Consider the following 9,288-nt stretch of genomic DNA (forward strand, 5'->3'; position numbering starts at 1 on the left):
TGTTGGAAACGCAAAGTGGCTCAAGTGTTGAGTAGCACAAATTGGTCAGGTGGCTCAAGTATTCGTTAGCAAAAGTGGCTCTAATATTCGCTAGCACCTGGCTCAAATATTCATTGACATTCACACAAGTCGTTTTTAAGTAAATTTTGGCAACAGCAGTTGTTTTCTTTGCGTAAAATTGATACAATACATGTAAATCACACCTCAGGAGGCAGCATATGGACTATTCCAGCATTTTTGTTTGCCTGATGGGCATGGGAACCGTGTTCTTTGGTCTGATCTGTCTGATTGCGCTGACAACACTCATGAGTCGCCTCTGCGGCCGCAAGCAGCCCACTCCGGAAGGTCAGACCGCCATTCCCGCCGCTCCGGAACCCGACCGGCAGGAGCTGGTTGCAGCCGTGTCCGCCGCCATCGCGGAGGAACTCGGCACGGATATCACCGGGATCCGGATCACATCCATGAAAAAGCTGTAAGGATTGAGAGAAGGAGAAAATCACCATGAAGAAATATCGTGTAACCGTCAACGGCACCCCCTATGAAATTGAGCTGGAGGAATTGACCGGGGCAGCTCCCACACCCGCCGCTCCGGCAGCTCCCGCACCGGTGAGCGCCGCACCGGTGAGCGCGGGCGGAGAATCCGTGACCGCTCCCATGCCTGGCACCATTCTTTCCGTCAACGTCGCCCCGGGTGCTTCGGTCAAACGCGGGCAGATCCTGCTGGTGCTGGAGGCCATGAAGATGGAAAATGAGATTCTCTGCCCCCGGGACGGCAACGTGGTCTCCGTCAGCGTCTCCAAGGGCGCCAGTGTGGAATCCGGAACGCTGCTGTGCGTGATCCAATAACGGACCGGAGGCACTGATATGGAAGCGATCCTGAATTTTATCACCAGCACCGGTTTCTACCAATTTACCCAAGGCGGCAACTGGAAATGCCTCATCATGATCGGCATTGCCTGCATCCTGCTGTATCTTGGCATCGTGAAAAAGTTTGAGCCGCTGCTGCTGGTCCCCATCGCCTTCGGCATTCTCATCACCAACCTGCCGGGCGCGAATATGTACAACGAGATCCTCTTCGCGGGCGGACACATCCACTGGGATCTGTTTGGCGGCGGCGCCATCACCCCGGATTTTCTGACCGCGCTGGCAAATGACGGCGTGGCGGAGGCGGTGCTCGCCCCGTGGTGGCAGGCATTGGAGAGCGCCCAGGCAGCGGCGCTGGCGGCAGGAACCGCCGTCAAGGCCGTCACCGTGTCCGTAGGCCTCATCGACATTCTCTACCTTGGCATCAAGCTGGGCATTTACCCCTGCCTGATCTTCATGGGCGTTGGCGCCATGACCGACTTCGGCCCCCTGATCGCCAATCCCAAAAGCCTGCTGCTGGGCGCTGCCGCGCAGCTGGGCATCTTCATGACTTACGTAGGCTGCCGCTTCATCGGCTTCACCGGGCAGGAGGCCTCCTCCATCGGCATCATCGGCGGAGCCGACGGCCCGACGGCCATCTTTGTCACCGCCATGCTGGCCCCGGCCCTGCTGGGTCCCATCGCGGTGTCCGCTTATTCCTACATGGCGCTGGTGCCTGTCATCCAGCCGCCCATCATGAAGGCGCTCACCACGCAAAAGGAGCGCGAGATCGTCATGAAGCCGCTGCGACAGGTTTCCAAGAAGGAGAAGATCCTCTTCCCCATCGTGGTCACCATCTTCGTGGCGCTGCTGGTCCCCTCCGCCGGTCCCCTGATCGCCTGTTTGATGCTGGGCAACCTCTTCCGGGAGTGCGGCGTCACCGAGCGGCTGAGCAAGACCGTGCAAAATGAGCTCATCAACATCGTCACCATTTTCCTTGGCGTGTCCGTTGGCGCCACCGCCACCGGCAGCACCTTCCTCAGCCTGCGGACGCTGGCGATTCTGGGCATGGGCATCGTGGCCTTCGGCTTCGGCACCGCCGGCGGCGTGCTGCTGGCCAAGATCATGAACCTGTTCCTCAAGGAGAAGATCAATCCCCTCATCGGCTCTGCCGGTGTGTCCGCCGTGCCCATGGCCGCCCGGGTTTCTCAAAAGGTCGGGCAGGAGGCCAATCCCGGCAACTTCCTTTTAATGCACGCCATGGGTCCCAATGTGGCGGGCGTGATCGGCTCCGCCATCGCGGCGGGCGTGCTCATCTCCCTCTTCGGTTAAAGGAGGCCCTTATGGAATTTTTATCAAACAAACCCCTCCAGATCACAGACACCATCCTGCGGGACGCCCACCAGTCTCAAGCCGCCACCCGTATGCGCCTTGCGGATATGCTGCCCGCCTGCGAGGTGCTGGACTCCATCGGCTACTGGTCTCTGGAGTGCTGGGGCGGCGCCACCTTCGACGCCTGTATGCGCTTTTTGAACGAGGACCCGTGGGAGCGTCTGCGCCTTTTGCGCAAAGCACTTCCCCACACGAAGCTGCAAATGCTCTTCCGTGGCCAGAACATTCTGGGCTACAAGCACTATGCCGACGATGTAGTGGACGCCTTTTGCCGCAAGTCCATTGAAAACGGCATCGACATCATCCGCATTTTTGACGCCCTCAACGACGTGCGCAATCTGGAGCAGGCCATCCGCTCCACCAAAAAATACGGCGGCATCGTAGAAGCCGCCATGAGCTACACCATCTCCCCCATCCACGACGAGGCGTACTTTGTAAGGCTGGCCAAGGAGCTGGAGCAGCTGGGCGCGGACGTGATCTGCGTGAAGGATATGGCGAACCTCCTGCTGCCCATGGACGCTTACTCTCTGGTGAAAAAGCTCAAGGAGACGGTGTCCGTCCCCATCCATCTCCACACCCACAACACCACCGGCACCGGCGACATGGTGTATCTGATGGCCGCCATGGCGGGGGTGGACATTGTGGATACCGCCCTCTCTCCCCTTGCCAACGGCACCTCCCAGCCCGCCACGGAATCGCTGGTGGCAACGCTGCAGGGCACGGCCCGGGACACCCGTCTGGACCTCACCAAAATGAGCGAGGCCGCCGCCCACTTCCGCACCGTGGCGAAGAAGCTCAAGGACGAAGGGTCTCTGGATCCCAAGGTTTTGAACGTGGACACCAACACCCTGCTCTATCAGGTGCCCGGCGGCATGCTCTCCAACCTGATCTCCCAGCTCAAGCAGGCGGGGCGGGAGGACAAGTATTACGACGTGCTCGCGGAGATCCCCCGGGTCCGGGCGGATTACGGCTATCCCCCGCTGGTGACGCCCTCCAGCCAGATCGTCGGCTCTCAGGCCGTCATGAACATCATCTCCGGCGAGCGGTACAAGACCTTCACCAAGGAGTCCAAGGCCATGCTCCGGGGCGAGTACGGAAAGCTCCCCGGCGCGGTCAACGAATCCGTCCGGGCCAAGGCCGGCATTGCGCCGGAGGAGGTCATCACCTGCCGCCCGGCGGACCTGCTGGAGCCGGAGGTTGCCAAGTACCGGGAGGAATTCCGGGAGATCGCCAAAAGCGACGAGGATGTGCTCTCTCTCGCGCTGTTCCCCCAGGTGGCCCCCAAATTTCTCGCGTGGCGGGATGGGCCGAAGGAACCGCCCAAGACCGCAGAGCCGCCCAAGGACGACCCCGCCGCCGTTCGCAAGCTGTACGTCGAATACAAGGGATAAGCGCAAGCGCTGCTATCGCACGCCGCTTACCGCATAAAAAAAGGACGCCCGATGGGCGTCCTTTTTTTCACTGCGTCAGCAGCACCAGATTCTTGTCTGTCACAAAATTCTGTGCGCTGTACAATACGACGATCCGGTCGATGCCGTTTTCCGCCGCGTATTGGGCCACCGGCAGCCGGTAATAGCGCAGGTCCAGCAGATGGACCTCCGAGAAGCGCTGCGTCAAAAACGGCGCCAGCGCGTCGGAATAGGAGTCCCGCACCACAAGGATTTTTTCGCCGTCCGGAATGGCTTCGTTTTTCACCACGCACAGCGGCTGATTGCCGCCGAGGAAGGCGGAATATTTGTCCTTCACCTGCAGGTAGGAGCGGTCGTACAGCGTCGCCGCCTCCGGCGCTCCCGTGCGCCAGGAGGTGACGGAAAGGCCCTCCTCCCCCACCCAGAACTCCATGGTATCCGGCGTCAGCCAGTGGATACCGGAGGTAGAGTAGAGCGTGCCGCTAAAATCGTCGCTGACGGTTTCCGGGGTGAAATCCGCCTGCTCCAGCGGCGCTTTGTCCAGCGCCTCCAGCAGCGCATTTGCGCCGTAAAAGGCTCCCAGCGTGGTCCAGTGATGGTCCGTGCGGTAGAAAATCGGCTCCGAAGCGTGGGCTTCCAGCGCACCTTTAAAGTCCACCGTGGGAAGTCCCGTTCCCGCCGCCGCGTTCAGCAGCAGCGTCTGGTCCCAGCTCTCGGCACCCGCAGGCAGCTTCCCCTTCCAAATCTCCGCCGCGGAGGGGATGATGCCAAGGCTGACCGGAACGTCTGTTTTCTCCGCCAGCTTCTGGATGTAGGTGAGATTTTTCTCCACCTGCGCCGCCTCCGGCGTCTCCACCTTGGAAATCAGCGTGTCGCCGCAGAGATAGACGCCGTTGAATTCGCTTTTCCCCATCAGCTGCTCCGCCCGGGCCTTGAGAACGGTCCAGTCGTCCCGCAGGGGGAACTGGTCCGCCACGTAGTCCTCCACGCCCTTGGTATAGCTGCCGTTCACCAGCGCCGCCCACGAAAAGGCGGGGGCTTGGGCCAGCGTCCGGTTTTCCGTCTCGGACCGGTCACGGTCCGGCAAAAACAGGTGCCATGCGAGAAGACCTCCCAGAAAGAGGCAGAAAAAAGCCGTCAGAAAACGGCTGTATGCTTTTGTCATCAGACCGTCCTCCTTTAAAATCTAAAATACAAAAAGGGATTGTAGCTGCCATCCACCAGATAGGCGGTGCAGACCACCAGTCCCGCCGCCATCAAAACCGGCGTCAGGACCGCCCGGACCTTTCCGGGCAGCTTTTCCCACCCCCGCTTTCCAAGGGTGGTGGAGGCCGCCGCCAGCACAAGGAAGGTGACGCCGTAGCTGCGCAGAAGGTATCCGTCCGCCGCGCTCCAAAGGGGCGCGCCGCCAAAGCAGGCGGCAAGGTAGCTTCCGCACACACGCAAATTCTCCATGGCGAAAAGTCCCCAACCCACGAACACCACCACAAGGGTATAAAAATGCTTCACGGCGGCGGGGGTCTTTGCCAGCACGCTCCGCAGCAGATACTTCTCCACCATCAGCCACAGGAAGAAATACATGCCCCAAAGGATGAAATTCCAGCTGGCGCCGTGCCAGAAGCCGGTGCAAAGCCAGACGATAAAGATGTTGCGCAGCGTCTTGACCGTACCGCCCCGGTTTCCGCCCAGAGGAATGTACAGGTACTCCCGAAACCAGCCGGTGAGCGACATGTGCCACCGCCGCCAGAACTCCGTCACGGAGGTGGAGAGGTAGGGGTAGTTGAAGTTTTCATTGAAGCGGAAGCCAAAAACCTGCCCCAGTCCGATGGCCATGTCGGAATAGCCGGAGAAGTCGAAGTAGATCTGGAAGCCGAAGGCTAAAAGCCCCATCCAGCCGCTCACCATCGTCAGTGTTCCGGCACTCTGGGCCGCAAGGCACGCCTCCCACAGCGCGCCGATGGAGTTTGCCAGCAGCACCTTCTTGGCAAGGCCCACGGTGAAGCGCCGAGCGCCCAGCGCAAAATCCTCCGTGGTGTTCACCCGGTGATCCAGCTCCCGCGCCACCTGCTTATACTGGACGATAGGCCCCGCGATCAGCTGGGGAAACATGGTGACAAACGCGCCGAACTTCACCATGCTCCGCTGCACCGGCGCATCCTGCCGGTAGACGTCGATGGTGTAGCTCATGGTCTGGAAGGTGAAGAAGGAAATGCCGATGGGCAGCGGAATGCCAAACTGCGGCAAGCTCACGCCGGGAATCAGGGAAAGGTTTGCCGCAAGGAAATCCCAATACTTAAAAAAGCCCAGCAGCAGCAAATTGAACACCACCGACTGTCCCACAAACCACCGGGCCTTCCGGTCATTTGCACGGTACTTTTCCACCAGAAGTCCGTGGATATAGTCGATAAGGATGGAGAGGATCATAATGGTGATGTACACTGGCTCTCCCCAGCCATAGAAAAACAGGCTCACCACCAGCAGCACCAGATTCCGCCACCGCAGCGGCGTCAGGAAGTACAGCGCCAGCGTCAGCGGCAGGTAGACAAATAAAAAGGTCAGACTACTGAATATCAAAGGTCCATCTCTCCCTTCCAAAGCAGGAAGGAAACAGCCGCAGCGCCGCTGCGGCTGTTCCACTGAATGTTTCTATCAGGCAAACAATGCATTGAACTTCTCCGCGATCTCATCCTGATGCTCCGCGGAGGCGATCATCGCCACATACGTTCCCTGCTGGATCACTGTCCCCTTGGACCATGCCTCCATAGACTCGGGATACCATGCGCCGCCATCGGCCTGGGCGTCGATGCGGTCCTGCAAAATGGCGCCGGCCTTGACCGCGTCCTCTTCCGTCTTGCACTGCAGAAACACCATTTCGTTGACCGTTGCGCTCATCATGGGCGTTTTTGCCACGAACTGCTCCGTCTCAATATCGGCAAGTCCGGGATAGTAACTCTCCAGCATCTCGCCCTCGATATCCACCAGATAGTTGTCGTCCCACCCGTAGGAATCCTCTAAATCATCATAAAACTCGTCCAAATCCGCGTCAACCGTCTCGCTCTTCTTACTGCCGCAGGCGCTCAGCAGCCCCACTAGCATCACGGCCGCCATGGCCAGCATCATCAATCTTTTCATCTTTGTTTCCTTTCTTTTTTCGAGGTTTTCGTATATGGAGACGAAATGCCCGGAAAAAAAGTTCCCGTCTTTTTCATCAGTATTCCCAAAAAGCATAATTTTCCTTCCCCTCCTTGCATTTATACCCAAACGGGGGTATGATTGCAACATCATTTTGTTACTTTTTAAAGAGGTGGGAAATTTCATGTACAGTTTTCGCAACGATTATAGCGAAGGCGCTCATCCTTCTGTTCTGAAAGCCCTTTGCGAAACCAATCTGGAGCAAACCTGCGGCTACGGTCTGGACCCCCGGTGCATGGCCGCCGCCGATCTCGTCCGCAATCTGTGCGCCGCGCCCAACGCCGCCATCCATTTCCTTGTGGGCGGCACGCAGGCCAATCTGGTCATCATCGACGCCCTGCTGCGTCCATATGAGGCGGTGATTGCCGCACACACCGGTCATGTCAACGTCCATGAAACCGGCGCCATTGAGGCCACCGGCCACAAGGTCTGCACCGCCCTCTCCAACGACGGAAAGCTGACGCCGGCTCTGGTGGAGTCCGTGCTCTCCGCCCACAGCTCGGAGCATATGGTCCTCCCCCGGGTGGTGTACATCTCCGATACCACGGAGATCGGCACGCTCTACACCAAGGCGGAGCTTACCGCCCTGCGCCGCTGCTGCGACGCCCATGATCTGCTGCTCTTTTTGGACGGCGCCAGACTCGGCTCCGCCCTCACCTCCCCTGAAAACGACCTCACCTTGCCGGATCTATTCGCGCTCACCGACGTCTTTACCATCGGCGGCACCAAAAACGGCGCGCTCTTCGGCGAAGCGCTGGTGCTGCGGACCCCCTGCGCGCACTTCCGCTGGCACATGAAGCAGCGGGGCGCCGTTTTGGCCAAGGGACGGCTGCTTGGCATCCAGTTCCAGGCACTTTTGGAAAACGGGCTGTACTTTGAAATTGCCCGCCACGCCAACGACATGGCCTTCCGCCTGCGCGACGGCATCGCCGCGCTGGGCTTCCCCTTCCCCGTGGCCTCTCCCTCCAACCAGCAGTTCCCCGTCCTGCCCAATGCGGCAGTGGCGGCGCTGCAGGCCAAGGGGTACGAATTCGAGATCGATCACGCTGTGGACGATGCGCACACCTGCATCCGGCTGGTCACCAGCTGGGCAACACCCCAAGATGCGGTGGACGCCTTTTTAAAAGACCTCGCCGCCTGCTGAACGAAAAAGTCCGCCCTAAACGGTGGGTGTTCATAAGGATGTTCACTTGCCGGGAGAGACGGCGTGATGTGCTGTGGCATATCACGCCGTCTCTTTTTTGTCCGTTGCGTGGGACATGGGGATTTCTCCGATAAAATTGAAGTGAATATCAATCTGCTGGGTGCGGTGGCCGCTGGACTTGTCCGCTTCATGCACCAGGATTTTCTCAACAAAAGCGTTCAGCAGTTCGGGAAAGAGCTTATCCGGCACGGTGTACTTTCGGACGATTTTCAAAAAGCTGTCCATGTTGACCGTCTGCTGTTCGTTTTCATCTACAACTTTACGGAGTTCCTCGACGCTCTCCTGCAAGCCTACCTGCTCCTGCTCATAATCCGCCGTCATTTTGGAAAAGCGTTCATCACTCAACTTGCCGGTGATGTTGTCCTCATAAAGCCGTTTAATAATGGCGTCAATTTCGGAGATACGGCGGGACTGCTGCTCATAGAGCCTTTTTGCCTGTGACTGCTCTGCCAGCTGGCTTGCCAGCTTGTTCTCCATCGCCATCTGCACAAATTCGTCCTCCTGTTCACGGGCGAAGGAAATGACCTCCCGCAGCGTATCAAGCACAAGCTGCTCCAAAACAACAGACCGAATGTAATGTGCGCTGCACTCGCCCTTTTTCCGCTTATAAACGCCGCAGGTGTAGTTGTCCTGCTCCCTCGCCCATGAGCTGGTGCGGTTGAGGTTCAGCCGGTGGCCGCAGTCCGCGCAGTACAGCAGGCCGGAGAACATACCCATGTCACCCATTTTGGTGGGTCTGCGGCGGTTCTCCCGGTTCTTTTGAACGATTTCCCACTGTTCGTTTGAAACAAGGGCTTCATGAGTGCCTTCAAATACTGCCCATTGTTCAGGCGAATTTTCAATCTTCTTCTTGCTCTTGTAGGACTTCTTTGTGGTCTTGAAATTTGTGGTACAGCCCAAATAATCACGCTGCTCTAAAATTTTCACAATCGTGCTGGAAGTCCAAAAGCAGGGCTGTGCCGGGTCATAATTGATTGTCCGCCCCGTGCGTTCAAACTCCAGTGTACCGGGTGTGACGATTTCCATTTCCCGCAGGTGCCTTGCAATTTTGCCGGGGCCTTGCCCCTCTGCGGCAAGCTGAAAAATCAGTTTGACCACCGGGGCTGCTTCTTCATCCACCAGCAGATTGCCGTCCGCATCCCGTACATAGCCATACGGCGCATGGGTGGACAGGCGTTTGCCACTCAAACCTTTTGCACGGAACACGGCGCGGATTTTCTTGCTGGTGTCTTTCGCGTACCACTCATT

General features: G+C 58.5%; 9 protein-coding genes. 5 read left to right on the forward strand and 4 right to left on the reverse strand.

Annotated features, from left to right (window positions below):
• Nucleotides 1–218: 218 nt before the first annotated feature.
• From PHI30_RS09960 to PHI30_RS09975, 4 genes are read left to right on the forward strand one after another with little or no spacing between them, the layout of a single operon-like run.
• Nucleotides 219–476, forward strand: a complete 258-nt coding sequence (locus PHI30_RS09960) for an OadG family protein (protein WP_300027289.1) — start codon at nucleotides 219–221, stop codon at nucleotides 474–476.
• Between the two features lie 25 nt (nucleotides 477–501).
• A complete protein-coding gene (locus PHI30_RS09965) occupies nucleotides 502–846 on the forward strand; it encodes a biotin/lipoyl-containing protein (protein WP_300027291.1) in 345 nt (114 codons plus the stop codon).
• Nucleotides 847–864: 18 nt separating this feature from the next.
• Nucleotides 865–2,175 carry a sodium ion-translocating decarboxylase subunit beta gene (locus PHI30_RS09970; RefSeq protein WP_300027294.1) on the forward strand — a complete coding sequence of 437 codons (1,311 nt, stop codon included), beginning with the start codon at nucleotides 865–867 and terminating at the stop codon, nucleotides 2,173–2,175.
• An 11-nt stretch (nucleotides 2,176–2,186) separates the two neighbouring features.
• Nucleotides 2,187–3,626, forward strand: coding sequence for a pyruvate carboxylase subunit B (locus tag PHI30_RS09975; RefSeq protein WP_300027296.1), 1,440 nt, complete (start codon nucleotides 2,187–2,189; stop codon nucleotides 3,624–3,626).
• A gap of 67 nt (nucleotides 3,627–3,693) precedes the next feature.
• Here the strand turns inward: PHI30_RS09975 and PHI30_RS09980 are convergent, their stop codons facing one another.
• The 3 genes from PHI30_RS09980 to PHI30_RS09990 form a co-directional block, all read right to left on the reverse strand.
• A complete protein-coding gene (locus tag PHI30_RS09980; RefSeq protein ID WP_300027299.1) occupies nucleotides 3,694–4,809 on the reverse strand; it encodes a DHHW family protein in 1,116 nt (371 codons plus the stop codon).
• A gap of 14 nt (nucleotides 4,810–4,823) precedes the next feature.
• A complete protein-coding gene (locus PHI30_RS09985) occupies nucleotides 4,824–6,218 on the reverse strand; it encodes an MBOAT family O-acyltransferase (protein ID WP_300027302.1) in 1,395 nt (464 codons plus the stop codon).
• A gap of 75 nt (nucleotides 6,219–6,293) precedes the next feature.
• Nucleotides 6,294–6,776: a DUF4358 domain-containing protein gene (locus PHI30_RS09990; RefSeq protein WP_300027304.1), complete on the reverse strand. Its 483-nt coding sequence runs from the start codon at nucleotides 6,774–6,776 to the stop codon at nucleotides 6,294–6,296.
• Nucleotides 6,777–6,960: 184 nt separating this feature from the next.
• Between PHI30_RS09990 and PHI30_RS09995 the strand changes: the two genes are divergently transcribed.
• Entirely contained in the window at nucleotides 6,961–7,980 is a 1,020-nt protein-coding gene (locus PHI30_RS09995; protein WP_300027306.1) for a low specificity L-threonine aldolase, read from the forward strand.
• Nucleotides 7,981–8,061: 81 nt separating this feature from the next.
• Here PHI30_RS09995 and PHI30_RS10000 read toward each other — a convergent pair.
• The coding region (locus PHI30_RS10000) for a DUF4368 domain-containing protein (protein WP_300027309.1) at nucleotides 8,062–9,288 on the reverse strand (1,227 nt) is incomplete at its 5' end.

It is taken from the genome of Oscillibacter sp., from assembly GCF_028693505.1.
GTDB lineage: Bacteria > Bacillota > Clostridia > Oscillospirales > Oscillospiraceae > Oscillibacter.

Excerpts from the sequence above, each read along its gene's own strand:
- PHI30_RS09960 (WP_300027289.1), top strand. The coding sequence starts at position 219 with ATGGACTATTCCAGCATTTTTGTTTGCCTGATGGGCATGGGAACCGTG.
- PHI30_RS09965 (WP_300027291.1), top strand. The coding sequence starts at position 502 with ATGAAGAAATATCGTGTAACCGTCAACGGCACCCCCTATGAAATTGAG.
- PHI30_RS09970 (WP_300027294.1), top strand. The coding sequence starts at position 865 with ATGGAAGCGATCCTGAATTTTATCACCAGCACCGGTTTCTACCAATTT.
- PHI30_RS09975 (WP_300027296.1), top strand. The coding sequence starts at position 2,187 with ATGGAATTTTTATCAAACAAACCCCTCCAGATCACAGACACCATCCTG.
- PHI30_RS09980 (WP_300027299.1), bottom strand. The coding sequence starts at position 4,809 with ATGACAAAAGCATACAGCCGTTTTCTGACGGCTTTTTTCTGCCTCTTT.
- PHI30_RS09990 (WP_300027304.1), bottom strand. The coding sequence starts at position 6,776 with ATGAAAAGATTGATGATGCTGGCCATGGCGGCCGTGATGCTAGTGGGG.
- PHI30_RS09995 (WP_300027306.1), top strand. The coding sequence starts at position 6,961 with ATGTACAGTTTTCGCAACGATTATAGCGAAGGCGCTCATCCTTCTGTT.